Origin of the sequence: Bacillus sp. CH_70, from assembly GCF_038007045.1 — a bacterium.
GTDB classification, from domain to species: domain Bacteria; phylum Bacillota; class Bacilli; order Bacillales; family Bacillaceae_G; genus Bacillus_A; species Bacillus_A cereus.
The window spans coordinates 2,822,450-2,847,765 of record NZ_JBBOWL010000001.1; the positions used below are offsets into that span (position 1 = coordinate 2,822,450).

A 25,316-nucleotide genomic window follows, 5' to 3' on the forward strand; every position below is an offset into this window, starting at 1 on the left:
TAAAAGCTTCATGCCCTTCTTCACACTAAATAGTTGTTGCAATTCCCGCCAAAAATAAACTTACGATTGCTAAAATTTGAGTAGCGACTATAGCCCCTCTTAAATGAAACTTATAATCTTTATATCCTTTCATACCTGCCGTACTAGGAATCACAACAAACCTTGGAGTAATCCAGCAAAAAATTAGCCAATCAATTATAAGTAAATCTACTAAATTGAAAATCATTAAAATACCAAAAGTATGTAAATAAGCATCCATATACATTAATTTTTCATGCTTATGTAATATATATGTAGAAACGAAAGGACAACCGAAAAGAATAGCATTGTATACAATATTAAAGTAAATGGTTTGCTTTTTTTCATGAATCGATTTTGGAAAAACTACTTTTTGAATATCTTTCGGATAATCAGTTAATGAAAGTCGAGGATTATAATATAAGGACCCTAAAATCATTACGGATAGTACAATAGACATGATGACACCAACGTACATCATTTGCTCAAATTGATTCATATGCTTCATTCACCCTTTTCTGTAATTACTATGTTAATCATTCACTTAATTACACATTGTATGTACGTACATAATCAAAAATTAACATCTAGCTTTAATAGTGAAGCAAACAGATGTAAACGTACTAAAAGCAATGACCGATCCAAATAATATCCCTTCTCGCAAAATTGTACTAAGCGTAGGTTTTACATCGGAGAAAGTTTGTGAGATTGATGGATTACCTGGGGAAATTTTGAGCACATACATATAATTACAAAAAGGCAGTGCTACTTATGTAGCACTGCCTTTTTCTTTATTGGAATAATCCTTTTCCTTTATTCATTTACTTATAAAGTATTGTCAGTTCTTCTTTATGTTCTGTATTTCCACATTATAAATATTTCACGTCAAGGAGAGATGACTGAAATGAATAATCAAAAAATTGAACTTACTGGTCGTATCGTTACACCTAATGATCCTGATTATAATTCAGCGCGTGAAGAATTCAATACATTCTTCAACAAATTTCCGTTAATCATTATTTTTGCTCAAAATACGCAGGATGTAGTAAACGCTGTTCGCTGGTCAAGGCTACATAACGTTCCTATACGCATGCGCTCTGGACGTCATAATTATGAGGCATTATCCGTCAGTAATGCTGGTCTTGTAATTGATGTAAGTGAAATGAAGCAATTAGAAATAGATCACAATAATGGAACTGTAACTATCGGGACTGGATGGAGAAATATTTCTTTAATTGAAACACTTGCAGCTGAAGGATTAGTTGTGCCGAGTGGTGTTTGTCCTACTCCCGGGATTGCAGGTGTTACTTTAGGTGGCGGACATAGTATTCTCTCTCGTCCATTTGGATTAACTCTCGATCATTTACTTGAATTAGAAATGGTAGACGCGAATGGTTGTATAATACGCGCTAACGCCAAGTGTAACTCCGATCTCTATTGGGCTTCGCGCGGTGCTGGTGGTGGTAACTTTGGAATATGTACTTCGTTTAAGTTTCGAACACATAAAATTAATACGGTAGGATTTGCAGAAATAAGCTGGGGGATATCAGATTTAAAACCTGTATTAACCTCTTGGCAAGAATATACGCTACCTTGCGCTAATAAACGACTTACAACTACTCTTTTTATGTCTGCAGGATTAGAACCATCATTATTAATGCAAGGTGTATTTCTCGGTTCTGTTCAAGAATTGCAGATGCTACTACAGCCATTACTAAAAGCCGGTTCACCAATGCAAGTAACTATCGAAGAAATACCATGGGCAGAAGCAGCAACGAAAATAGCTGAGAAGCAACCTGCAACACCTTTACCATTTAAAAGTGTTGGTCCATATGTATATGAACTATTACCAGAAGAAGGACTATCCATTATCGATCACTTTATTAATAATGCACCTCCCTTTTCCACCACCTCCGTATTTTTCCACGGATTAGGCGGTGCTGTTGCTGAGGTGCCAAATGAGGCGACTGCTTACTTTTACCGAAAAGCACTATCAAACATGTCAATATTCGCTACTTGGGAGCAACCAGAAGGTGCTGGCGGAAGTATTCGATGGGTTGAAGACTTCCGTTTGGCAATGCTTCCATTTACAAAAGGTGTCTATGTTAATACTCCTGACCTATCCATTAAAAATTGGCCAGATGCATACTTCAGTTGCAACTTTGACCGATTAATGGAAGTAAAAGCAAAATATGATCCGAAAAATGTCTTTAACTTTCCGCAAAGTATTCCGCTTTTTTAAACTATATATTCCACCTAATATATCAAAATATAAAACATCCATTTTTTAAATGGGTGTTTTATAAACTAAGTTTACATAATATAATTATTAGTTACTTTTTTTTTTTTTTTTCTATTCAACAATCCAAAGTAATACTTTCTCAAACTCTTTTTTGGGCAACATACTTTCTTTTATATAGCCATTCTTTTAATTGTACTTCATCCAAAGTTTCGTTCCCCTCTCGTAATCTTTCACACTATATTCGCTCGTTTTTCACAAAAGGTTTATTTTACATGAAAATTTATTTATTACAATAAAAATATAAGGTATATTTTTAAGAAAAGGAGGATTTCAAGAATGAATCAAGAGGATAAAATTTACGCTGAAAAAGTGTTGAAAAATCTATTCATCGGATCACAAGTTGATGGATTACAATTTGGTATTTCTCCAGCCGCTATAAAGATTCATTTCACAAACTTTCACGACTCAGTTGATTATGACGGACAATTATATATCAATATCGAATCCAAATGGTGTTTATTTAATAAACCTCAAAAAAGATACCCATTAAATGAAGATGAATTTGAAGTTTATTCTGAGGAAGAAGAATATGAAAGAATATTTAAGATAAGAAGACAAAAAGTTACCGATATACGACTCGGCTTAGAAAGCCCTCATTTAATTATTACATTAGAGAGTGGACAAATTATTTTTGTAAATGGTTTTCATGATTATTATGAATGTTGGCAATCTGGTGTTCTATGTGAGCAATGGCTTGTAGTCGCTGCACCTGGGAATGAAATCGCCACTTGGGCTCCCGATGAGTTTATCGATAAATAAACTGTCTTCACGAAGAAGAACCGAAGATATTTTATGAAGCAGTTACATCTTCAAAGTTCTTCATAAATTCTGATGAGCTGAATGAGTTAGCTTCAAAAATTGTACAAGCCGCAGCAGAACAGAAGTACATAATCCATTATGGGGTTTAAATGTAATACAAAAAACGCTTAGGATTTCTCCCAAGCATTTTTTGTATGGTACTAATAAATTTATTCCTTAGTCATTTAGTCAATGCTTGAACCTTTTACAAGTGAGAGCACCCATATTAATCTAAATAAGCGTCTCATTTCCAATCTTCCAGCTAAACCATCTCCCATGCCCTTCTGTTTCTCCAACCGTTTCACGATATTCGTTTCCGTTAATATAATAATCAATATGAAGGTCACGATCCCACATGTTGTTATAAAGGTGGAATACATCACGTTTTGCGCCAATTTCTTGTATTTGTTTTTCTAACTTATGTTTTACTTGTTCTGGTATTTGATTTGCGACGTGTGTATGGAAAATACAAATAACAGCTTCTTCACTTATTTGTTCAATAATAGATGATAATAGCTCTACACCGTCTCCTTCTATGAATTGGACAGATTCATTTTTCACTAAAGATGCAGCTTGATCAAACATCTCAAGCCTTTCTTTATGTTCTGGCCAAATTAAAGCACGTAACCATAAATAATCTTCCTCATTATGTAAATCATTCACATGTAAGTCCAGTCCGATTCTTTCTACGACAGATGGGCTTTCTTTTAGAAAATGCGGTACATTCTCCCCTCTTATTTCAGAAGTTACATGCACATTTGAATTTATATTTCCGTACATTTCATCCGTCCCGTACGAATAACTATATTGGTCCCAGAACAGTTGCAACCCAGAACTTGTCCCAATTTCAATTAACGCTAACGGCTTCTTCACTTTGTTAAATATGTAGCAGAAACTTGGGTATAAGTATGCACACCGTCTTACTTCATTCGTTTGAACGAGTTTCGTTTGTAACAATGTAATGATTTCTTCTCGGTACTCTTTACAGAAATCTTTAAAATGATCAAAAGCTTTATTTAAATTTGTATCGGCATTTTCAACTAAACTACTATAATACGTTTTTAAATGATGTTCTTTCCCTGCTAACAATAAATAATGTACTGCACCTAATAGTAAGTTTGGGACTGGTTGACCTACCTGAGCATAGGACGATAGTGTAAGTACTTCCTCATCTTCAGCAATTTTCATTGATAAATATTCATATAAATCACTTGACCCTTTACATTCCTTTATTGAAAAGTTTCGAAATAAGTTTGAAATTTGTTCTTTTGTACACATTAGAGTCCCTCCTTTTTATTTTTCAGAATAATCTTACCATTACAGAAAGAATAATCCCATAAAAATGTACTCGATTTAGTCACTTAAGGATACGTAAGCTTTTTCGAGATAATTTCAAACTGTAATTTTTTTCTATTTATCACCTTAAAAGAGCTTGTTAAATAAGATTTTTAGCGAATAAAACGTTAAATAGTTTAAAATTATCAGATAACACTAGATATTTTAGTCTATTAATTATTATAATAGAGTATGAGATGGTTATATAATTGAGACAAAAAAGGTATACACCTAGGTGGGGCCTAGGCGGTGTTTCTCTTTTACGGCTTAGACATAGAAAACACCTACACTTTTTTGCCAATATAGGGGATGGAGAGATTATCATGAGCAACATGCAGCAAAAAACAGACGTTATCTTAATTGGTGCAGGAATTATGAGTGCAACGTTAGGCTCATTACTAAAAGAATTAGCACCAGAATGGGAAATTAAAGTTTTTGAAAAACTCGCAAGTGCCGGGGAAGAAAGCTCTAACGAATGGAATAATGCAGGTACAGGGCATTCTGCGCTATGCGAACTGAACTATACTTCCGAAAAATCTGACGGATCTATAGATATTAGTAAGGCTGTAAAAGTGAATGAGCAATTCCAGCTTTCAAGACAATTTTGGGCATATCTTGTAAAGAGCAAATTAATTCGTAATCCACAAGATTTTATTATGCCACTACCTCATATGAGTTTAGTACAAGGGGAAAAAAATGTTGAATTTCTAAAAAACCGTTTTGAAGCGCTTTCAAAAAATCCACTGTTTCAAGGAATGGAATTTTCTGATGCTCCTGAAACATTAAAAAAATGGCTTCCACTCATTATGGAAGGCCGCACATCTAATGAACCGATGGCGGCAACGAAGATTGACTCTGGAACAGATGTTAACTTCGGTGCATTAACACGTATGTTGTTTGATTACTTAAAAACAAAAAATGTCGAGCTAAACTACAAGCATAGTGTCGAAAATATTAAGCGCACGAAAAATGGTTTGTGGGAAGTAAAAGTACACGATATGAATAGTGGTAAAATTGAGCATCATACTGCTAAATTCGTCTTTATTGGCGGTGGTGGCGGTAGTCTACCTCTACTTCAAAAGACTGGTATCCCTGAATCAAAGCATATCGGAGGATTCCCGGTAAGTGGACTATTTATGGTATGTAAAAACCAAAAAGTTGTAGAGCAACATCATGCGAAAGTATACGGTAAAGCTAAAGTTGGCGCTCCGCCAATGTCTGTACCTCATCTAGATACGAGATATATAGACAATAAAAAAGCTTTACTGTTTGGACCATTCGCAGGCTTCTCACCTAAATTCTTAAAAACTGGCTCAAACCTTGACTTAATCGGTTCTGTAAAACCGAATAACGTCTTAACGATGTTAGCTGCTGGTGTAAAAGAAATGGGACTTACAAAATACTTAATTCAGCAAGTTATGTTATCGCACGAAAAACGTATGGAAGAATTACGCGAATTCATTCCGAACGCGAAAAGTGAAGATTGGGATATTGTAGTTGCTGGACAACGTGTACAAGTAATTAAAGATACTGATGCTGGCGGTAAAGGAACACTTCAATTTGGTACAGAAGTAGTAAGTGCAGCTGACGGCTCAATCGCCGCATTACTAGGTGCATCACCAGGTGCTTCTACTGCTGTTCACGTCATGCTTGAAGTATTAGAAAAATGTTTCCCAAGCCGCATGGTAGAATGGGAAGAAAAAATAAAAGAAATGATTCCTTCATATGGCATTTCACTAACTGAAAATCCAAGATTGTTCCAAGATCTTCACACTTCGACTGGTCGTACACTTGGATTAAACGAAAAAGAAACTGTTCATAATTAATGAAGAAATAAAAAAAACGTCCGATATATTCGGACGTTTTTTTTGTCTACTAAAAATTATACTTATCAATATTATCTTTCGTAAATACAACTCGTTCTGGCAATACGATAATTCCGTTTCCTTCTGCCTCATAATCATATCCTTGAATGGAGTTTGGCTCTACTTTCACTTTTCCGATTCCTTTTACTTCAAAGCTATCCCCTACTTTTAACTTCTTTCCTTTTACAACAATCTCATTTGCTACATAAGTTGCCAACGCACCTTGCTGTTTGACATCCCATAATCCGAATTGTTGTACTGTTCCTCGTTTTACATAATCACGCATAACGTTCGGTGTAGAAAATCCAGTTACCACTACTTTTTTATCCATTTTTAAGTTTTCAGCTGCTTGCGCCATGGCTGGGAGTGCTGTTGCATCTGGACAAATAACTGCGTTAATATCTGGATACGTTTTTAATATGTTCTCCCCTACGGATAAAGATTTTTGTGCATTATTTTCACCGTACTGCGTCGTTACAATTTCCCAGTTCGGATATTTCTTTTTAATAATTTCTTTCGCTTTCGTTACCCATTGGTTTTGATCCGTTACTGTTGGACTAGAATAAAAGAACGCTACTTTCCCTTTATCTCCAATTTGCTTGGAAGTCATTTCAATTAATAAGTTAGCAAGTTGGTCTGGTGTCCCTTGACTTATATAAAAAGAACGGTCTTTGGGATTCACATCAGAATCCCACGTTAAGACAGTCATTCCTTTTTTCTTAGCACGTTGCAATGATTGCGATAAACCATCAACTGATGTAGAGGAAACCATAAGTGCATCATAATTTTGGTTAATAAAATTATTTATATACTTTACTTGCCCTGATACACTCGCTTCAGACGGCCCATCATATTTCACTTGTACGCCTAGCTTATCTCCCATCTCCTTTGCTCCTTCACCGCCCGATGTAAAGAAGCCAACTCCAGTTAATTTCGGGATAAATGCAAATTTCACATCATCCGCTTTTTTCTTATCTGCCGTTTGACTGGAACAAGCGATTAAACCTATTAAACAAATACATACAATCAATACAATCCCCAGTTTTCTCTTCATGACATTTCCCCCTTATGCCAACTCTGTCTTTTCCCCGCTAAAAATTGATGTAATTTGAAATGTCTCATAATAACTGAAAGAATAAGGATAATACCTATTACGACATTTGATTGTTCATTTGTTAAGCCTGTCATTTGTAGGCCATATTGCATAAGGCCTATAAAAATACTTGCAAGTACAGTACCGAAAATACTTCCTTTTCCACCTGTAATAAGTGTCCCGCCTAATACGACTGCTGTAATGATTGGTAATATTGTTTCACTTCCTATATCAGCACGTGCAGAACCGAAATATGCAGTTAAGAAAGCACCTCCTAATCCACCTCCTAACCCAGAAAGTATGTAAGCGATAATGACTACTTTTTTCGTTTTAATCCCGGTGTATTTTGCTGTATTTTCGTTCGCACCTGTTAATTTTACATGGCGCCCGTATATAGTTCGGTGAAATAATACAGTATATAAAACTGTTAATACGATCAGTAGCCATAATAAATTCGGTATTCCTATAAAACTACCGTTTGCCAGTTGTACAAATGTGTCAGGTAAACCGCTTATTCCTTCATACCCAGAAGCACCTGCTCCTCCTGAAATGACGAGTGCAATTCCTCCGTATAAAAACATCGTTCCGAGTGTAACGACGAGTGGTTCTACATCTGTCATTTTTATAATGAGTCCATTTAAAGCTCCTGCTAAACAACTAATTATTAGGGCGATTATGACAGCAAACAAAATAGGTATTCCGTTCATCCAAAGTACACCAATCAAGATCGAAGTGAGCCCCATTATTGATCCGACCGATACATCAATTCCTCCTGTTACAATAACGAAAGTCATTGGTATCGCCGCAATTGCGATAAATAGGAAATCATTTGTACTAAAAAGGAGATTACTAATATTTAAGAAATCACTATTTATAAAACTAAAAAGGATGAATTCTATAAGAAGTAATACAATTAGAACCCCTTCCCATCTATATAAATACTTCATAGATTCATCCTCCTTTTTGCCTTCCACTTTTTCATAACACTATCTAATATGATGATGAGTAATAATAAAAAGCCTGAAATGGCATTATTCCAAAATGCTGGTATTTTTAAAAAGACGAGTGAGCTGCTTATCACTTCTAGAAACAATGCTCCTAATGCGGCTCCAAATATAGAACCTGTTCCTCCTTTTAAATGAATTCCTCCTAGTACAGCGGCTGCGATTACTTGTAATTCTAATCCTGTACCTGTTTGATTTGGGACGAACCCGATATTCATAACAAATATGCAACCAGCGAGCGCAGCGCTTATGCCTGAAATCATAAACGCATATATCTTCACTTTATTAACAGGTATACCAATAAGCCTCGCGCCATCTTCATTATCACCTACCGCATAAAAGTATCTTCCCAATGGCACTTTTCTTAAAAAGAAGTATAGTAGTAGTAAAATAATAAAGACGAACCATACAGTTATAGGTAAACCAAGAATGATGATAGATGACAGCTGCTTAAAATCGTTTGGAATATCTTCAATCCACTTCCCGCCTGTGAAGATTAACATTGCACCTCTAACAATTCCTAGCATCCCTAATGTCATAATAATGGCTGGTACCCGAAACTTTGCAACGCCAATCCCGTTTATGAAACCAATAATAGCACCAAGCATTATCGCAGCAAGAATTGACATGAATGCATTATACCCGTTCGTTAACAACATCCCGCAAACTGCCGCGCTTAATCCCATAATTGAGCCAACTGATACGTCTATATTTTTCGTAAATAAAACGAACGATTGGCCAATTGCTAGAACGACTAAAATAACGCTTGATTTCATCATTAATGATAATGAGTTAAACTGAACAAAATTAGGATTTATCATCCCGACAATAGCTATATAAATTAGTAGTAACAGTATGATAGACGTTTCGTGCACTTTATACATACGTTTCATTCCATTACACCTCCGTATGCAAGACGTGTAACTTCTTCTACACTTATTTGTTCTTTCTCCAAATGAGAAACAAATTGACCATTTCGCATGACGTATACACGGTTAGCTAATTGGACAATTTCCTCAACATCTGAAGAAATTAATAATATGGCGAGTCCTTCCCTTTTCATTTTTTCTATCGTCTCATACACTTCAAGCCTCGCTTTTGCATCAATTCCGCGAGTTGGTTCATCAAGAATAATGATTTTTGGATTACACGCGAGATATTTCGCAAGTACGACTTTTTGCTGATTACCTCCCGATAAAGATGTAAGTTCTTCATTCATACTTGATACAACAATTTGGAACTTTTCTATAAATGACTTCACTAAAGCGCTTTCTTTTTCTTGATTTATAAAAAAGCGATTATTTTGATATAAACTTGCTGCTGTAATATTTTCTTTAACAGAAGCAATTGAGAAAATTCCATTTCTCGCCCTATCTTCCGGCACATAAACGAGCCCTTCACTTAGTCTTTTATGCAAAGAACATGTATCAATTGATTTTCCTTCTAATAAAATAGAACCTGATTTTATAGCTTTCAATCCGAATATCGCTTCCGCTAATTCCGTTCTGCCAGATCCTATAATGCCAGCAACACCTACAACCTCACCCGCATGTACAGTGAATGATATATTTTCGAATGCGTGACCATTTATATCAACCACTTCTAATATTTTTTTCGTCCTTGCTGTCTCTTGAACTACTTCTATTTTCTCTTTCTGTTTATATCCTTTTGGCAATAGTCCCTCCATCAGCATGTCATATGTATAGTCACATACATCACCTTGGCTTACAACCATTCCATCACGTAGTATTGCTACTTTGTTGGCAATTTCAAAGATTTCTGGAAAACGATGCGTAATATAAATCATCCCAATTCCTTTTTCTTGTAAACTTTTCATCAACACAAAAAGACTCTTAATTTCGTGTGTTGTTAATGTCGATGTTGGCTCATCTAGAATAAGAATCTCAGCTTCTCTTATTAATCCTCTAACGATTTCTACTAACTGTTGTTGCGCAATCGATAATGTTCCTCCTAGTTTATTAAGGTCAATATCCCATCCTAAGCTGCTAATCAATTGCTGAATCTGTACTTTTAGTTTCTTTTTCTTTTCTTTTAACCCGATACATATATTTTCTTCAATGGTCATATGCGGAAAAATGAGCGGTTCTTGTGGTATTAAATAAATCCCTTCTTGGTGTGCTTCTTTTGGATTTACAAACTGCTGTCTCTTTCCTTTCACATACATTTCTCCACTATCATACGAATATAACCCCGTTAATATTTTCATTAATGTCGATTTCCCGGCGCCATTGCCACCAACTAAAGCGTATATATCACCATGCTCTACTTGTAAGTTCACTTCCTTTAGCACAAGTTGATTCGAAAACGCCTTACTCATTTTCTTCACTTGTAATAAGGGCACATTCTCCACATGATGTCACCTGCCTCTATCCAGAACATTTTTTGAGAAAATGATTATTTGTTCTACTTGTTTTGTAGCATTGTATATTCCTTTTTTCATATCTAGAACACTTTTTTCAATGTGCTATTAATCGTTTCAACTGGAATAAACAAAATATATGCTACATATGTTTAAGCATTGGTCAATTGTTGAAAGGGATGAAGAGTATGTCACAGCTGAACTTTGAAGAAAATTTATTAACTAAAGTAGCCTGGTACTATTATAAAGATCAATTAACACAACAAGAGATTGCTTCACTTCTTCATATTTCAAGAAATAAAGTCGTCCGGTTATTAGATAAGGCACGCAGTGAAGGTATCGTTACATTTCACGTAAAAGGAACCGGTTTGCATTGCTTGAGCATTGAACGTGACTTAATGAAAAAGTTCCACTTGAAAGATGCCTTTATTATCCCTACTCCAATAGACAATTATGCTACTTCTCTCGGAAAAGCCGCTGCACAATATTTAGAGACTCATCTCCAACAAGGTGATTTACTCGGCATCGGCTGGGGTGAAACAATAAGTAAAATGCTAGAAAACATTCATTTTGAAAGTTCTATTAATCTTTCATTCGTAACGCTAACAGGCGGAGTAAACCACTATCTTCCAAGAAAACAAAACTATTTACACTACATGCAAGGTGATCTTCATATTATTCCTACTCCTTTTCTAGCATCTTCTACTGAAATGGCACAAAGTATTTTATCAGAACCAAGTGTGAAAGATATGCTTCATGTCGCTTCACTTGCACATACGGCAGTTGTCGGTATTGGCGGGTTATCTCAAGACGCTACGATTGTAAAAGAAGAAAAATTAACGCTACGTGAAATGACATATATTCGAAGTCAAAACGGAGCGGGCGATATTTTAGGACAGTTTTATAATACGAATGGTGAGTTATTAGAGCTCTCGCATCATAATCGTCTAATTGGCACACCACTTACGATTCTTCGCAGCATGAATCATGTCATTGGTGTGGCTGGAGGTACTCAAAAGATAGATGCCATTTATGGGGCTTTAAAAGGGAAATTTATTCATACATTAATTACTGATGAAGAAACTGCGCTCTCCTTATTAAGAAAGGAAGGTGATTCTTAATGTCTACTTTATTAGCTTTCGATGCTGGTACAGGAAGCATTCGAGCTGTTCTTTTTGATTTACATGGCAATCAAATTGCAGTAAGTCAAAAAGAATGGGTTCATAAAACTGATCCTCGTTACCCCGGTTCTATGAATTTTGATGTAGAAGAAAACTGGCAACTTGTACAACAGTGTACGAAAGAAGTTCTACAAAAAAGTAATATACTTCCCTCTTCTATTCAAGCTATTAGCGCTACAAGTATGCGAGAAGGTTTTGTTTTATATGATAAAAATGGGCAAGAAATATGGGCATGTGCAAATGTTGATGGCCGTGCATCCGCTGAAGTTAGTGAGCTAAAAGAAATCCGCTCACATCTTGAAGAAGATTTATACAGAAAATCTGGGCAAACTTTTTCATTAGGTGCTTTACCACGTCTACTTTGGATTAAAAAACATGAACCAGACATCTACAACAATATTCAATCCTTTTCGATGTTAAATGATTGGATTTTGTATAAATTAAGCGGCGTACTGCAAATCGATCCTTCCAACGGTTGTACGTCCGGAATCTTTGATTTACAAAATAGAAATTGGGATAACGAAGTCGCTAAAGAATGTGGTATAACGTTGCCATTTTCACCAAAAATAAATGAAGCTGGCACTGTAATTGGTAATGTTACAAAAGAGTGTGCAGCACTAACTGGTTTACTTGAAGGGATTCCTGTCGTCGCTGGTGGCGGTGATGCTCAAATGGCAGCACTCGGGACTGGAGTCGTAAAGCCAAATCAAACTTTAATATGCGGCGGCAGCTTTTGGCAACAGGAAGTGAATATTACAGAGTCAACAACGGATCCAAATGCTGCAATTCGAGTAAATTGTCACGTCGTTCCGAACCTTTGGCAATATGAAACGATTGCCTTTTTCCCTGGCCTCGTTATGCGTTGGTTTCGAGACGCTTTTTGCCAAGAAGAAAAAAAGTTCGCTGAAAAACTCGGTGTAGACGCTTATGAATTATTAGAAGAACAAGCGAAAGACGTACCTGTCGGTTCATATGGTATTATCCCTACTTTTTCAAACGTTATGAACTACATTTCTTGGCGTCATGCCGCACCTTCATTCTTAAATTTAAGTTTAGACGCTGACAAATGCGGAAAAAAGGAAATGTTCCGTGCTATTGAAGAAAATGCGGCCTTCGTTACACTTGGAAACTTAAAACTAATTGAAAATCTTACTGGTACATTCCCTTCTGAAGTTGTTTTTGCTGGCGGTGCCGCTAAAGGGAAACTATGGCCACAAATTCTATCAGACGTACTCGGCATTCCTGTAAAAGTACCAGTTGTGAAAGAAGCGGCTGCTTTAGGAACTGCAATTGCTGCTGGAGTTGGCGCTGGCATATATTCATCTATGGAAGAGACTGCCGAACAATTTGTACAGTGGGAAAATACATTTGAACCAGTCACTGAAAATCACGAGCTATACAAAGAATTCTATGAAACATGGAAAACCGTGTATAGCAGTCAGCTCGCTTTAGCTGATAAAGGACTTACAACACATATGTGGATTGCACCTGGTGCACTGTAACACATTACATAAAGGAGTGAACTGTATGTTAAAAGCGAATGAAAATGACTTCTCCTATCGCTTCGGTGATAACGGGCCGAAATATTTAATACAAGGTCCAAATATTGATCTTGGCCTTGTTGTCATTCAGCCTGGGCAAGAATTTCAAAATCATTACCATACAACGTGTGAAGAAGTTTTTTATGCGTTAGAAGGTGAAATAGACTTCTATGTAAATAACGAAAGAGTTCCGATTAAACAAGGTGATGTCCTGCAAGTTCGCCCTCATGAATCTCACTATCTGATTAACCATTCTGACAAACCTTTTAAAGCTGTTTTTATAAAGTCACCACATTTACCAAATAAAGATACGGTACAAACGGAAAATCCAACATTAACGAAGGAGTGATTTTGAATGACTTGGGGATTTAAAAATCGATTAAATACAATTTTACCTGATGGTAGAGCGGTTATGTTAGCAATAGATCACGGCTACTTTTTAGGGCCAATTCACGGGCTAGAACAACCACTTGAAACAGTTAAAAACTTACTTCCTTATACAGACTCCCTCTTTTTAACACGCGGTGTACTTAGCTCCTGCATTCCTGAAAACTGCAGCACACCGATGGTTATGCGTGTATCCGGTGGCGCTACTGTCGTCGGTAAAGATTTAGCGAATGAAACAATTGTTACACCTGTGAAGGAAGCAGTGAAGCAAAACGCAATTGGCGTTGGCGTTTCTGTTTTTGTCGGATCAGACTATGAAACACAAACTGTTACAAATCTCGCAAATGTAGTTTCTGAAGCTCATGATTACGGCCTACCAGTACTCGGCATTACCGCAGTCGCAAAGGAATTACAAAAACGTGAAGCTCGCTTTCTAGCACTTGCTTCCCGCGTATGTGTTGAAATGGGTGCTGATATTATTAAAACGTATTACTGCGAAGGATTCGAAAAAATAACGAGCACATGCCCTGCCCCAGTCGTCATCGCGGGCGGCCCAAAACTAGATTCAATTGAAGACGCATTAAACATTACGTACAATGCATTGCAAGAAGGCGCTATCGGAGTAGACATGGGCCGAAACATATGGCAATCGGAGCACCCAGCTGCGATGATTCAAGCAATACATGGTATTGTGAAGAATAGATTGAATGTGAAAGAGGCGCTTGAACTTTATGATGATGTGAAGAATTAATGTAAAAAGACAGACTATTTATTAGTCTGTCTTTTTTACTTTACAGTGAAACTTTCTTAATTCGTCTTCTAATATGATACATACTTAAATTTTATACACCTTCAAATGATTACTCTTGGTGATTACTATTAAGCTTTGAAACTTTCTTACCTTCTCTATAATCAAGACAAGACACTTCAATTAATAAGCCATTAAATACTGTAAAATAAAAACCATAACTACTACCTCGCATCGAATAAGGTTCCTTATCTATTTCAATGCCGCCTGCTACTAAACGATTATACGCTTGATCAACTTCATTTGAAGTATCCACTAAAAAACCAATATGAAAAGCTTCCGGATACGTAACTTCCTTATTCCCTTTAAATGCTTTTGGATCACTTAGCACAAGTATAAATCCACTCTCATCACTCATAACTACAAGTGCTTTCCCTTTTTGTTCCAAAAATTGAAAATCAAAAAATGTTTCAAAGAAATGTCTCGCTTCTGATAAGTCATCAACACATAAATTTAAATGATTCAGCTTCATGTACTCATCTCCTTTTAAACAGAAGGGATATAGACTCATTTTCATAACCCTTAAATATGTAAGGCAAGATATTCAAGCGTTCCATCTAAGACTATGCTTTATAAGTCTAATATTTTTTTCTATATCCTAGAACATTTTTTTAATGAATGAAAGATTTCCTATCATTTACATCCCCCCAGTAATAAAAAAGAGGATACATGTTTGCTTCTACAACATGTATCCTCTACTTATATATTACGACTGTTGATAAGCCGATTTCGACGATTTCACATAATAAACTGCGTGATCCACATTAATAATATGATCTGGTTTTGGTTTACCACGGCCTGCTCTATGTCCAGCTAAGTGTTCTTCACTTGTTTCCCAGTTTTTCCATGCTTCTTCAGATTCCCAGCGAATCATTACGACAACTTCTTCGTCGCCGCGTCTTACTTTTTTCACGAGAACACTTAAATCGATAAAGCCTTCAAATTTTTCAATAATACCTTCTCCAGTGAAACGTTCTACAACTATATTTGATGTACCTTCTTTTACTGTAAATGTTTTCGTTTCGATAAACATATATCCCACTCCCTCTTTGTAATACGAATACTAGTATGCTTCTATTATAATTGATTATGATAATTATTTTCAATTGTAAAGTTTTAATTTTTTGAATTATGCTGATTTCTTTTCTATCGCCTCATCTAAAAATTTGAAATACGGAAGTAACATTCCTATTAAAGAGGTAACACATATAATTGCACCGATGATTACATATAGTGCTCTTACTCCCCACATTTCACTTAATATTCCCCCTACTAACACACCTAATGGCATAGCGGATCGTATAAAAAATAAACGCACTGAAAATACTTGTCCTATCATATTATTTTGGACGGTTTGTTGGCATATTGTCGTGTTATGAACATTGAAAAATGCAATACAAATCCCTGCTATTACTTCAATTATTATTGCAATGATAATACTATGATTGAATCCTAATGAAATGTATGTGAGTCCCCCTATAAACAATCCTCCAAGCATAAGTATACGCCGGCTTTTATATGTTACTTTTCCGACTAATACTGAGCCAATTACGTAGCCAAGTGGAAAACCTGCCATGAAATAACCGTACTCTGCATATCCCGCTGACAGCTCGTCTTTTATATAAGGAAGATTTGTGACCATCGTTACCCCTACTCCAAACTGCACGAAAGTAAGAAATATACCGAGCCAAACGATGATTGGTTTTGTGAAAAAATATGTAAAACCGTGAAGAAATTGTTCTAGCCACGTTTTCCGAATAGGTTGCGACGTTCTAATTTCTTTTATATAAAATAAGAAAGTGCCACTAACAAATAAACATATGCATACGAAAGATAATGTAAGTTCTGTTCCAATGAAATGAATTACTACTCCACCTAATACTGGCGCAAGAAACATCATGAGACGAGTCATTCCATCAATATACGCATTTGCGTCTTGAAGTTGTTCTTTACTTACAATGCTCGGTGTAATTGCCTGACTCGCAGGTGTATAAAGAGGTGTAATAAGTCCCACTACAATTTGAACAACATAAATATGCCAAACTTCTATACTACCTGTAACTAGCATCATCAAAGGTAATAAGAATACGGATGATCGTATCCATTGTGAAAAAATCATAATCCACTTTCGGCTCCATTTATCAATAAATGGGCCACTTATTAATTGCAGTATGAGTGATGGGATGAAATATAATAGCCACATACTACTTAAAGCCATTTCCGATCCTGTTAACTCATATACTAGAATTGAATTACATAACGTTCCGAAAGCCCCTCCTAATTCTGAGATTGCACTACCAATCCACATAAAAAAGAAAGAACGATTTTTCAATACACTCTTCACTATAGCTCACCAACTTTTCTCTTAAATTCCTCCCTTTATGTACATTCTCGTTGTAAATTATCTATTTAAAAATACATCTAATTCTTTCGCTAACGACTGCACTGCTTTCTTCCTTAATACATACTTTCCGTCATGTATATCAACTAACTTCGCTGCACGTAACAATTTCAAATGATGGTGTACTGTCGATTTACCAAGCTGCAATCTTTCCGTTATTTCCTGTAAAGTACGTTCTTTTTCAAACAACATTTTTATAATTCGCAATCTCGCCTCATCCCCAAGAGCCTTATGTTTTTGAACTAAAAAATAATTCGGCTCATACGGATCTTCGGGATGAATGCTTTCATTCGCAACTGGATAATGAAATACTTTCGTATCTTCAATATCTGCTTCAATATTCCACGGTCTGTACGTCATTTGCGGAATAAGAAGTACGTGATGAACACTTGGCTCTGGCATATAGTTCACTCCGCCAGTCGCCCACTCGACAAACTCTTCCGGTTTCATCTTTTTATTCATTTCATTTTTTGCTTCATAATCTCGTTTTAATATAGAAAGTATTTCTTCTTCCTCTTTCTTAATTATGCTCTCATACCAACCTGTCATTACAGTGATTAAATGAGATTTCAGCACTTGTACATCTACATCACATATAAAGCTAATATAAGTAGAAAAAAACGGATGATCCTGCGTTAATTCCTTTAGTTCATGTATTGCAGTTACATCTCTACTTGCGGCTAAACGTCTTTTCTCTTCATACTTCTCCCCTAAAAACGGTAAACATATAAATTTCAAATCTTCTTCTGAAAGTAAATCAATTTTAAAATTAAACTGCGATAACTCTTGAAAATCCTCTTCATACAATAACTGAAGCAATGCTTTCCACGTATTATGTTCTTCTACAAACTGCAAGTGTTCTTCCATCTCATCTGTTAATGATTGTCTAATTCCTTTCCATTCACTTTCAGTCTTTTCAAGAGTATCAATTAACCTTTTATGAGTAATTGCTGCAATGCCAAGTGCACATTCGAAAAGTATCGAATATTTCACCTGAACGTTGTATGTTTCCCTCTTTTTACTCTTTATGTGATAGACCTCCATTTTTATCCCCTCCTTGTTTGCTATGTATTAAATTCTATTTTTATCGAATTTTACCTTCTATTCTTTTAGAATTTACAAAAATATAAATTAAACCACATTCATTCTAAATTAAGAAGAATAAGAGCTTTTTTATATACAAATAATAAAGCTCAAGGAGTGGTTGACATGCATTTCATATTAAATATGTTAGGGATTTTCGTTGTCATATTAATCGTTTTCTTATGTTCGCCTAATAAAAAACATATAAAATGGAGACCAATTGTAATTCTCATCATATTGGAGCTTTTTATTACGTGGTTTATGTTAGGCACAAAGCTAGGCAGTATTATCATTAATAAAATAGCGTCATTTTTCAGTTGGCTACTGGCATGCGCGAACGAAGGTATTCGATTTGCATTTCCTTCCGCTATGGACAGTCCACACATTGATTTCTTCTTTAGTGCATTACTTCCTATCATTTTTGTTATTACTTTTTTCGATATTCTATCTTATTTCGGAATCTTAACTTGGATTATTGATAAAGTAGGTGCAGTTATTTCAAAGATTTCTCGTTTGCCAAAGTTAGAAAGTTTCTTTTCCATTCAAATGATGTTTTTAGGGAACACCGAAGCACTTGCAGTTGTTCGTGATCAATTATCTGTTTTAAAAGAAAATCGATTATTAACTTTTGGAATTATGAGTATGAGTAGCGTTAGCGGATCCATTCTTGGCGCTTATTTATCAATGGTTCCAGCAACATATATTTTCAGTGCAATCCCATTAAACTGTATTAACGCATTAATTTTAGCCAATGTATTAAATCCTGTGGAAGTTTCGAAAGAAGAAGACGTTGTTTACACACCTTCCAAACATGAAAAAAAGGATTTCTTTTCTACTATTTCAAACAGTATGTTAGTCGGGATGAATATGGTTATCGTTATTTTAGCCATGGTAATTGGATATGTAGCTTTAACAGCATGTTTAAATGGGATTTTAGGCTTTTTTGTAACGGGGTTAACAATTCAAAAAATCTTCTCCATTATCTTTAGTCCTTTTGCATTTTTACTCGGTTTATCAGGCAGTGATGCTATGTACGTAGCTGAATTAATGGGGATCAAAATAACGACGAATGAATTTGTTGCAATGATGGATTTAAAATCAAACTTAAAGTCGCTACAACCGCATACGGTTGCGGTTGCAACGACATTTCTAGCTTCTTTTGCTAACTTTAGTACAGTAGGTATGATTTACGGAACTTACAATTCATTATTTGGCGGAGAAAAATCATCAGTCATCGGTAAAAATGTTTGGAAGCTTCTTGTTAGCGGGATGGCTGTTTCTTTATTAAGTGCTATGCTCGTTGGGCTATTTGTATGGTAAATAATTTTTATAATAAAAGACACTCAGGCCAATTGAGTGTCTTTTATTATTATTTTCGAATTTGTCCATTTCCACGAATCACATATTTTGTAGAAGTTAATGCTGGAAGCCCCATTGGTCCTCTTACGTGTAACTTTTGTGTACTGATACCAATTTCCGCTCCGAATCCAAATTCGGATCCATCTGTAAAACGAGTCGATGCATTATGATAAAGTGCCGCGGCATCTACAGAAGTAAAAAACTTGCTGACGTTTTCCTCGTTTTCAGTAATAATTGCTTCAGAATGCATAGATCCATACGTATTTATATGATGAATCGCTTCTTCAACAGTGGAAACCACTTTCACTGCTAGTGTAAGAGATAAAAATTCTGTCCCCCAGTCTTCTTCTGAAGCAAGTACAATTGAAGAATCCATTGCAAATGCTTTTTGATCACCACGTAGCTCCACGCCTCTACCCTTCAAAGAAGAAAACAACTCGCTACCATATTTCTCTGCCCACTTCTCATGAAGAACAATCGTTTCAATCGCATTACATACAGATGGACGCTGCGTTTTTGCATTTATAATAATATCCAATGCCATTTGTTTATCCGCTGTTTCATCAATGAAAATATGACAATTTCCCGCACCTGTTTCAAGTACTGGAACAGACGCTTCTCTCACAACAGTATCGATTAATTGTTTGCCACCTCTTGGAATAAGAACGTCTAGATAATCCTTCATTGTAAACAACTGCTTTGCGCTATCTCGCGTTGTATCTTCTATAAGCTGGACGCTTTCTTGAGGTAAGCTTGTTTGTTTGAGCGCCCTGTGAATAACGGCAACGATCGCTTTATTAGAATGAATAGCAGAAGAACTACCACGTAATATGACTGCGTTTCCTGTTTTCAAACAAATTGTAGCAGCATCCACTGTTACATTCGGTCTTGCCTCATAAATCATCCCAACAACACCAAGTGGTACGCGCATTTCCTGAATAGATAGTCCATTTGGCCTTTCCCATGCACTTACACATTCTCCTACAGGATCACGTAATTCAATTAGCTGCTTAATCCCTTCTGTCATATCAACAATACGCTGTTCATTCAGCATAAGGCGATCAATGAGAGAATCAGAAAACCCTTTTGCCTTACCTTCTTCTATATCCCGTTTGTTTTCCTCTAAAATATAAGCTGTTTCACTTATTAATTGATTTGCAATTGCAGCAAGTGCTTCGTTTTTTTGATTTGTAGATTTTAGTACAAGTTCCCTAACAACCTCTTTTGCTTTTATCCCCTTTGCCAACACTTCATTCATTTTTATTTCCTCCTTTTTAAAGTGAAACCCAATGATCCCTATGGATGACTTCATAACTATGTCTCTCGCCTCTTACTTGAATATCTTGGCTTTGCATACCTTTTACATCTCTTAGTTCCTCTGCACTATATGTGCATTGTCCTTTTCCTATTACGCGCCCTTGTTGCGTTACAACCTCTACAACTTCACCCACTTGGAAAAATCCTGATACATTCGTAACACCAGCTGGAAGTAAACTCTTACCATGCTGAATGATGGCAGTAGCTGCCCCAGCATCTACTTCAATTTGTCCGCTAACAAGCGAATGCAAGGCAATCCATTGCTTGTTCATCTTCATTTCTTTTTGAGGAGCATTACCGACATACGTTCCGTCACCCTTACCCTTCAAAACATCTACAAACTTTTCCTGCCCACGTCCTGTTCCGATAAATACACTCACACCAAGAGAGAGTGCTGTCTTTGCAGCATCGATTTTTGATTTCATACCGCCAGTCCCAAGTTTTGAGCCAGCATCTCCTGCAAGAGAAGAAATTTCTTCCGTAACTTCAGGAAGAAAATAATATTTTTTTGCATCCGCATTTTTCTGAGGATTTTTGTCATATAACCCGTTCACATCTGTAAAGATCATAAGCATATCCGCCGAAACAAGCCCGCTTACTAAAGCTGACAGCATATCATTATCACCGAACGTCAGCTCCTCTAAAGAGATGGAATCATTTTCATTAATAATTGGAAGAGCGGAACGGTTTAATAATTCTCCTAACGTAGCGTAAGCATTACTATACTGTTCTTTTCTAGAAAAATCACTTCTCGTCAACAAAAGTTGCGCAGTAACGATGCCATATTTACGGAATTCCTCCGTGTACGCCTGCATTAACAAACTTTGTCCGACAGCTGCTGCAGCCTGTTTCCCTTTAATCGTTACAGGTCTGCTAGGATATCCTAGCGCTGAAAACCCTGCAGCAACGGCTCCAGATGTAATTAACACAACCTCGTGCCCATCAGCTTTCAACCGAGCCAATGCGGCAACGTGATCTGAAAGCTGTTCTGTAGAGATGCCTACATGACTATCTGCCAAGGAACTACTTCCAATCTTTACAACAATTCGTTGTTTTTTCACTTTTTTATCCCCCAAGTCTAAAATCAAAGTTTTTATAATTTACACTTCATTCACTTTGCAACTATATCTATTCTCATCAATGCTGCACTGAATTATTTAAGAGCAAAATAAAAATGACCGCTTCGCCCTTAATAAAATAAAAAGGACGAAACGGTCATTGTTCCGCGGTACCACCTTAATTGATATACATAGATATCCACTTGGTGCCTATAACGCAGGCGAACGCCTAAACTTTCATTTAAGACTCAGGGATAGGTTCGATACATTCTATACGAGGAATCTTTCAGCCGGTGAATTCCACTCTCTTTCGCAAGAAGACATATGTACTAATTCCCTTCAACGATTTTCAATCTAATTTTTTTATATTATGCGATATAGTTCGATTCGGTGTCAAGAGGTATCTTAAAAAATAAATAGAGCCACAAGTTACTTGTATGAAATTATTGCCCTACTGAATGAAAATACAAATTGATATAAGTTTAACTCCTATTCATAAACATAAAACCTTAAATTATAGTGTATATATTTACATAATGTCGAATATAATTAATTTTTATCTTTTAGTGTTGCAAAAAGGAATATATTCTCTTAGAATGTTTCTTTATATTGCACAGGGATGTTATTCTTATTCTAAGAAAATAATATCAAACCGATATAATTGATTATAAAAGGAGCAAGATTGAGTTATTATGGATAAACAAATTGGATTCATCGGTTGCGGAAATATGGGAATGGCTATGATTGGCGGAATGATAGACAAAAATATAGTGTCTTCAAATCAAATTATTTGTTCAGATTTAAACACTGCTAATTTAAAAAATGCTAGTGAAAAATATGGGCTAACTACAACTACCGACAACAATGAAGTAGCTAAAAATGCTGATATTTTAATTTTATCAATCAAACCAGACCTATACGCGTCAATAATTAATGAAATAAAAGAAGTAATCAAAAACGATGCTATCATCGTTACGATCGCTGCTGGGAAAAGTATTGAAAGTACTGAAAATGCCTTTAATAAAAAAGTAAAGGTTGTAAGGGTAATGCCTAATACTCCTGCTCTTGTTGGAGAAGGAATGTCTGCATTATGCCCGAATGAAATGGTGACAGAAAAAGATTTAGAAGATGTACTAAACATTTTCAATAGTTTTGGTCAAACAGAGATCGTAAGTGAAAAATTAATGGATGTTGTCACATCCGTAAGTGGTTCTTCACCAGCTTATGTATATATGATTATAGAAGCGATGGCAGATGCTGCTGTACTAGATGGTATGCCAAGAAATCAAGCATATAAATTCGCTGCTCAAGCTGTGTTAGGCTCTGCAAAAATGGTACTAGAAACAGGAATACATCCAGGTGAATTGAAAGATATGGTTTGTTCTCCTGGTGGAACGACAATAGAAGCTGTAGCAACATTAGAGGAAAAAGGATTACGAACAGCGATTATTTCAGCTATGCAACGTTGTACGCAAAAGTCTGTTGAACTATCTGGTCAAACTAAAAAATAAAACTATAAAAGAGATTACGTTAGCTATGAATTTACATAATTTTAATTAAAAATTCACTACATGATAAACGGCCAAACTCATATAAAATTGAGCTTGGCCGTTCCGCTTTTTAATTATATTAAAATAATTTAATTCAAATCTTCTTTAAAGGTTCTGTTTTATCCCTTACCTATTCCCTACTATGATTGTGTAATTTTATTAGAAACTAATAATTTTTCAATGCATTTCGGTAACATATCTATTAGTGTTTCAAATGCGTAGTTTACATCTAGACGTTCTGTCCATTGATGTGCATCTTTTCCTACCGGCCCCATATTTAATACTGGAACATCAAACTCTTCTAATTCCTGAAGCGGAATTGAATAACCTTTATCCCATAATGGCATATTGTCTACAAGCGAACTCATTGAATCCAGTGGATACTGCAAGCCTACATAGCTTAAATCTGAAATCCCCCCAAAATAATTTTGGTTTTCAAATGTAATCTTATGATTGTAGTGTGCATACTTTTCCATTTCTACAACTACCTCTTTTATTAAAGGATTGTTGCGTGAACTCACAGCTGGATAGTACGGAGGAGCGAAGAAAAGTACAATCATCGGTGCCTTTTCTTTACATAAAATCGCTAATTTATCTACTAAATCAATCGTTACCGCACGATCATCTTTATCTTCTCTATTTTTTATAATATTAGATTGAATATGATTTATTTTTTCTTGTCCATGTTGCTCAATTGCATATGTGATAAGCTCTTCATAAGTTAATACATTTACTTTGAGATTAGGTGGTATAAATGGATTATATTTAGAAAAACGATATGCATGTTTTTCATACGACTCTTCTATTTTCTCTGCTACTTTCGTTACTTTTTGACGTAACAATGAAACTACATCTGTCATTGATTTTTCTAATAAAAACAAATTAAATAATGTAACTGCACGATGCGGAATTTGTACAGAATAATCCTCTTTTAAGTCCCTTTGAAGTAAGTTAGTTGGCGGAGGACTCGCTTCCCCTTCTACAATGTCACAAAGGTCTGTGTTTAACTCTAATTCTGCTGTTATTAATGAGGCCATATAACTCCCATTTAAGCCTGCAAAAGGTTCACCTACATGTGTCTCTTTTCCATAGCAAAGAAAACCAGGTAACACTTTACCAATAGAGCCAGTGTAAATATACTTATTTTGGTCACCAGGATGTCTTGAAAACATAGGCTCTGAGTTTAAGACCGTTTTATAATCTAAGTTATGCTCTCTTGCTAAATCTAACAATCTCGGAACAGCCGCCCTCATCCCTATAGAATTCACTTCTTCATCTGGTACAGCCAATAAAAGAACATTCCCATCGAATCTTCCTTCACATGCTTGTTCAATCATTGCCATTTGTAATGCGAGGCCGCATTTCATATCCATTGTCCCTCTACCAAACAGCCATTCTCCATGTTCTATATCTTCACGTACATGGTCTGGAAGTTCATCTTTATGAGAATAAAACATAGATGTTAACTTTTTAGGATTAAATGCATCTTCTTTCCACACTCCGTAATCTTGTACATCTACAACATCAAAGTGACTTACTAGAATTACAGTATTTTTTGTACTATCGCTTTTCTTTACTAGTGCTGTAACAAAATATCGTCCGTCCCCTGTCGGATTTTTTTGTAAATGATGCGGGTTTTCTTTGAAGTACTGTAAATCAGATAACTGTTCCACAACAAAGTCTGGCAATATTACTTCAGCTTCTGAACCGGTAATACTAGGAATTTCAACAAGACCGCTTAATAATTGAATCAATTGTTCTTTTGATTGCCACTTTGACATATAAATCCCCCTATTTTTCCGCATTATGAAAACTAATTCCAGTATATGAATAAAA

Annotated in this window: 22 protein-coding genes, 1 pseudogene and 1 other annotated feature; of the genes and pseudogenes, 10 read left to right on the top strand and 13 right to left on the bottom strand. The window is 35.8% G+C overall.

What is annotated here, in order from left to right; translation table 11 throughout:
* Positions 1–25: 25 nt before the first annotated feature.
* The gene (locus tag N2V79_RS14390) at positions 26–517 is read right to left on the bottom strand and encodes a hypothetical protein (RefSeq protein ID WP_001071236.1); all 492 of its coding nucleotides are present in this window, start codon (positions 515–517) and stop codon (positions 26–28) included.
* A gap of 97 nt (positions 518–614) precedes the next feature.
* On the opposite strand from N2V79_RS14390, the pseudogene N2V79_RS14395 reads away from it, so the two are divergent.
* The 3 genes and pseudogenes from N2V79_RS14395 to N2V79_RS14405 all read left to right on the top strand — a co-directional run.
* A pseudogene (locus tag N2V79_RS14395) lies at positions 615–767 on the top strand (GNAT family N-acetyltransferase); the annotation flags it as partial.
* A 155-nt stretch (positions 768–922) separates the two neighbouring features.
* A complete protein-coding gene (locus N2V79_RS14400; protein ID WP_088022200.1) occupies positions 923–2,260 on the top strand; it encodes an FAD-binding oxidoreductase in 1,338 nt (445 codons plus the stop codon).
* Between the two features lie 336 nt (positions 2,261–2,596).
* Positions 2,597–3,079, top strand: a complete 483-nt coding sequence (locus N2V79_RS14405; RefSeq protein ID WP_043924677.1) for a hypothetical protein — start codon at positions 2,597–2,599, stop codon at positions 3,077–3,079.
* Positions 3,080–3,349: 270 nt separating this feature from the next.
* Here N2V79_RS14405 and N2V79_RS14410 read toward each other — a convergent pair whose 3' ends face one another.
* Positions 3,350–4,396: a DUF2332 domain-containing protein gene (locus N2V79_RS14410; protein ID WP_069355817.1), complete on the bottom strand. Its 1,047-nt coding sequence runs from the start codon at positions 4,394–4,396 to the stop codon at positions 3,350–3,352.
* 380 nt (positions 4,397–4,776) lie between these two features.
* Here N2V79_RS14410 and N2V79_RS14415 point away from each other — a divergent pair, with 380 nt between their 5' ends.
* Entirely contained in the window at positions 4,777–6,279 is a 1,503-nt protein-coding gene (locus N2V79_RS14415; RefSeq protein WP_000069161.1) for a malate:quinone oxidoreductase, read from the top strand.
* Positions 6,280–6,328: 49 nt separating this feature from the next.
* On the opposite strand, the gene lsrB is transcribed toward N2V79_RS14415, so the two are convergent.
* Genes lsrB through N2V79_RS14435 form a run of 4 tightly spaced genes read right to left on the bottom strand, consistent with a single transcriptional unit; the run spans position 6,329 to position 10,786 of the window.
* The gene (gene lsrB, locus N2V79_RS14420; RefSeq protein WP_000823652.1) at positions 6,329–7,372 is read right to left on the bottom strand and encodes an autoinducer 2 ABC transporter substrate-binding protein LsrB; all 1,044 of its coding nucleotides are present in this window, start codon (positions 7,370–7,372) and stop codon (positions 6,329–6,331) included.
* Positions 7,369–8,358: an ABC transporter permease gene (locus tag N2V79_RS14425; protein ID WP_071732043.1), complete on the bottom strand. Its 990-nt coding sequence runs from the start codon at positions 8,356–8,358 to the stop codon at positions 7,369–7,371. The genes lsrB and N2V79_RS14425 overlap by 4 nt, the downstream gene beginning before the upstream one ends.
* Positions 8,355–9,308, bottom strand: a complete 954-nt coding sequence (locus N2V79_RS14430) for an ABC transporter permease subunit (RefSeq protein ID WP_053564152.1) — start codon at positions 9,306–9,308, stop codon at positions 8,355–8,357. The genes N2V79_RS14425 and N2V79_RS14430 overlap by 4 nt, the downstream gene beginning before the upstream one ends.
* A complete protein-coding gene (locus N2V79_RS14435) occupies positions 9,305–10,786 on the bottom strand; it encodes a sugar ABC transporter ATP-binding protein (RefSeq protein ID WP_242806691.1) in 1,482 nt (493 codons plus the stop codon). Before N2V79_RS14435 ends, N2V79_RS14430 begins: the two co-directional genes overlap by 4 nt.
* Positions 10,787–10,965: 179 nt before the next feature.
* Between N2V79_RS14435 and N2V79_RS14440 the strand changes: the two genes are divergently transcribed.
* The 4 genes from N2V79_RS14440 to lsrF are packed head-to-tail and all read left to right on the top strand — an operon-like array spanning position 10,966 to position 14,655.
* Positions 10,966–11,916, top strand: coding sequence for a sugar-binding transcriptional regulator (locus tag N2V79_RS14440; RefSeq protein ID WP_242806689.1), 951 nt, complete (start codon positions 10,966–10,968; stop codon positions 11,914–11,916).
* Positions 11,916–13,478: an autoinducer-2 kinase gene (gene lsrK, locus N2V79_RS14445; RefSeq protein ID WP_242806687.1), complete on the top strand. Its 1,563-nt coding sequence runs from the start codon at positions 11,916–11,918 to the stop codon at positions 13,476–13,478. Before N2V79_RS14440 ends, lsrK begins: the two co-directional genes overlap by 1 nt.
* Before the next feature lie 25 nt (positions 13,479–13,503).
* Entirely contained in the window at positions 13,504–13,866 is a 363-nt protein-coding gene (locus tag N2V79_RS14450; protein ID WP_000909986.1) for a cupin domain-containing protein, read from the top strand.
* 6 nt (positions 13,867–13,872) lie between these two features.
* Positions 13,873–14,655 (top strand): 3-hydroxy-5-phosphonooxypentane-2,4-dione thiolase, encoded by a 783-nt coding sequence (lsrF, locus tag N2V79_RS14455; RefSeq protein WP_000219785.1) that lies wholly within the window; start codon positions 13,873–13,875, stop codon positions 14,653–14,655.
* A 109-nt stretch (positions 14,656–14,764) separates the two neighbouring features.
* On the opposite strand, the gene N2V79_RS14460 is transcribed toward lsrF, so the two are convergent.
* The 4 genes from N2V79_RS14460 to N2V79_RS14475 form a co-directional block, all read right to left on the bottom strand.
* Positions 14,765–15,184: a VOC family protein gene (locus N2V79_RS14460; RefSeq protein ID WP_000773084.1), complete on the bottom strand. Its 420-nt coding sequence runs from the start codon at positions 15,182–15,184 to the stop codon at positions 14,765–14,767.
* Between the two features lie 234 nt (positions 15,185–15,418).
* Positions 15,419–15,745, bottom strand: coding sequence for a heme-degrading monooxygenase HmoA (gene hmoA / locus N2V79_RS14465; RefSeq protein WP_000469498.1), 327 nt, complete (start codon positions 15,743–15,745; stop codon positions 15,419–15,421).
* 96 nt (positions 15,746–15,841) lie between these two features.
* On the bottom strand, positions 15,842–17,056 hold the full coding sequence (locus N2V79_RS14470; protein ID WP_197242621.1) for an MFS transporter: 1,215 nt from the start codon (positions 17,054–17,056) through the stop codon (positions 15,842–15,844).
* A gap of 57 nt (positions 17,057–17,113) precedes the next feature.
* Positions 17,114–18,157 carry an ArsR/SmtB family transcription factor gene (locus N2V79_RS14475; RefSeq protein ID WP_053564147.1) on the bottom strand — a complete coding sequence of 348 codons (1,044 nt, stop codon included), beginning with the start codon at positions 18,155–18,157 and terminating at the stop codon, positions 17,114–17,116.
* Positions 18,158–18,322: 165 nt separating this feature from the next.
* Here N2V79_RS14475 and N2V79_RS14480 point away from each other — a divergent pair, with 165 nt between their 5' ends.
* Entirely contained in the window at positions 18,323–19,516 is a 1,194-nt protein-coding gene (locus N2V79_RS14480; protein ID WP_000545482.1) for a NupC/NupG family nucleoside CNT transporter, read from the top strand.
* A gap of 49 nt (positions 19,517–19,565) precedes the next feature.
* On the opposite strand, the gene N2V79_RS14485 is transcribed toward N2V79_RS14480, so the two are convergent.
* Both N2V79_RS14485 and proB read right to left on the bottom strand, forming a co-directional pair.
* Positions 19,566–20,813: a glutamate-5-semialdehyde dehydrogenase gene (locus N2V79_RS14485; RefSeq protein WP_001006624.1), complete on the bottom strand. Its 1,248-nt coding sequence runs from the start codon at positions 20,811–20,813 to the stop codon at positions 19,566–19,568.
* 16 nt (positions 20,814–20,829) lie between these two features.
* Entirely contained in the window at positions 20,830–21,933 is a 1,104-nt protein-coding gene (gene proB, locus N2V79_RS14490) for a glutamate 5-kinase (protein WP_097822376.1), read from the bottom strand.
* A gap of 138 nt (positions 21,934–22,071) precedes the next feature.
* Positions 22,072–22,282 (bottom strand) — a binding site (T-box leader).
* Positions 22,283–22,622: 340 nt separating this feature from the next.
* Between proB and proC the strand changes: the two genes are divergently transcribed.
* Entirely contained in the window at positions 22,623–23,441 is an 819-nt protein-coding gene (proC, locus tag N2V79_RS14495) for a pyrroline-5-carboxylate reductase (protein WP_340719983.1), read from the top strand.
* 179 nt (positions 23,442–23,620) lie between these two features.
* Here the strand turns inward: proC and N2V79_RS14500 are convergent, their stop codons facing one another.
* A complete protein-coding gene (locus N2V79_RS14500; RefSeq protein ID WP_003274521.1) occupies positions 23,621–25,285 on the bottom strand; it encodes a M20/M25/M40 family metallo-hydrolase in 1,665 nt (554 codons plus the stop codon).
* Between the last annotated feature and the right edge of the window lie 31 nt (positions 25,286–25,316).

Bases quoted from the DNA above. Each gene is read 5' to 3' on its own strand.
- N2V79_RS14390 (WP_001071236.1), bottom strand. From the start codon at position 517: ATGAATCAATTTGAGCAAATGATGTACGTTGGTGTCATCATGTCTATT.
- N2V79_RS14400 (WP_088022200.1), top strand. From the start codon at position 923: ATGAATAATCAAAAAATTGAACTTACTGGTCGTATCGTTACACCTAAT.
- N2V79_RS14405 (WP_043924677.1), top strand. From the start codon at position 2,597: ATGAATCAAGAGGATAAAATTTACGCTGAAAAAGTGTTGAAAAATCTA.
- N2V79_RS14410 (WP_069355817.1), bottom strand. From the start codon at position 4,396: ATGTGTACAAAAGAACAAATTTCAAACTTATTTCGAAACTTTTCAATA.
- N2V79_RS14415 (WP_000069161.1), top strand. From the start codon at position 4,777: ATGAGCAACATGCAGCAAAAAACAGACGTTATCTTAATTGGTGCAGGA.
- lsrB (WP_000823652.1), bottom strand. From the start codon at position 7,372: ATGAAGAGAAAACTGGGGATTGTATTGATTGTATGTATTTGTTTAATA.
- N2V79_RS14425 (WP_071732043.1), bottom strand. From the start codon at position 8,358: ATGAAGTATTTATATAGATGGGAAGGGGTTCTAATTGTATTACTTCTT.
- N2V79_RS14430 (WP_053564152.1), bottom strand. From the start codon at position 9,308: ATGAAACGTATGTATAAAGTGCACGAAACGTCTATCATACTGTTACTA.
- lsrK (WP_242806687.1), top strand. From the start codon at position 11,916: ATGTCTACTTTATTAGCTTTCGATGCTGGTACAGGAAGCATTCGAGCT.
- N2V79_RS14450 (WP_000909986.1), top strand. From the start codon at position 13,504: ATGTTAAAAGCGAATGAAAATGACTTCTCCTATCGCTTCGGTGATAAC.
- lsrF (WP_000219785.1), top strand. From the start codon at position 13,873: ATGACTTGGGGATTTAAAAATCGATTAAATACAATTTTACCTGATGGT.
- N2V79_RS14460 (WP_000773084.1), bottom strand. From the start codon at position 15,184: ATGAAGCTGAATCATTTAAATTTATGTGTTGATGACTTATCAGAAGCG.
- hmoA (WP_000469498.1), bottom strand. From the start codon at position 15,745: ATGTTTATCGAAACGAAAACATTTACAGTAAAAGAAGGTACATCAAAT.
- N2V79_RS14475 (WP_053564147.1), bottom strand. From the start codon at position 18,157: ATGGAGGTCTATCACATAAAGAGTAAAAAGAGGGAAACATACAACGTT.
- N2V79_RS14480 (WP_000545482.1), top strand. From the start codon at position 18,323: ATGCATTTCATATTAAATATGTTAGGGATTTTCGTTGTCATATTAATC.
- N2V79_RS14485 (WP_001006624.1), bottom strand. From the start codon at position 20,813: ATGAATGAAGTGTTGGCAAAGGGGATAAAAGCAAAAGAGGTTGTTAGG.
- proC (WP_340719983.1), top strand. From the start codon at position 22,623: ATGGATAAACAAATTGGATTCATCGGTTGCGGAAATATGGGAATGGCT.
- N2V79_RS14500 (WP_003274521.1), bottom strand. From the start codon at position 25,285: ATGCGGAAAAATAGGGGGATTTATATGTCAAAGTGGCAATCAAAAGAA.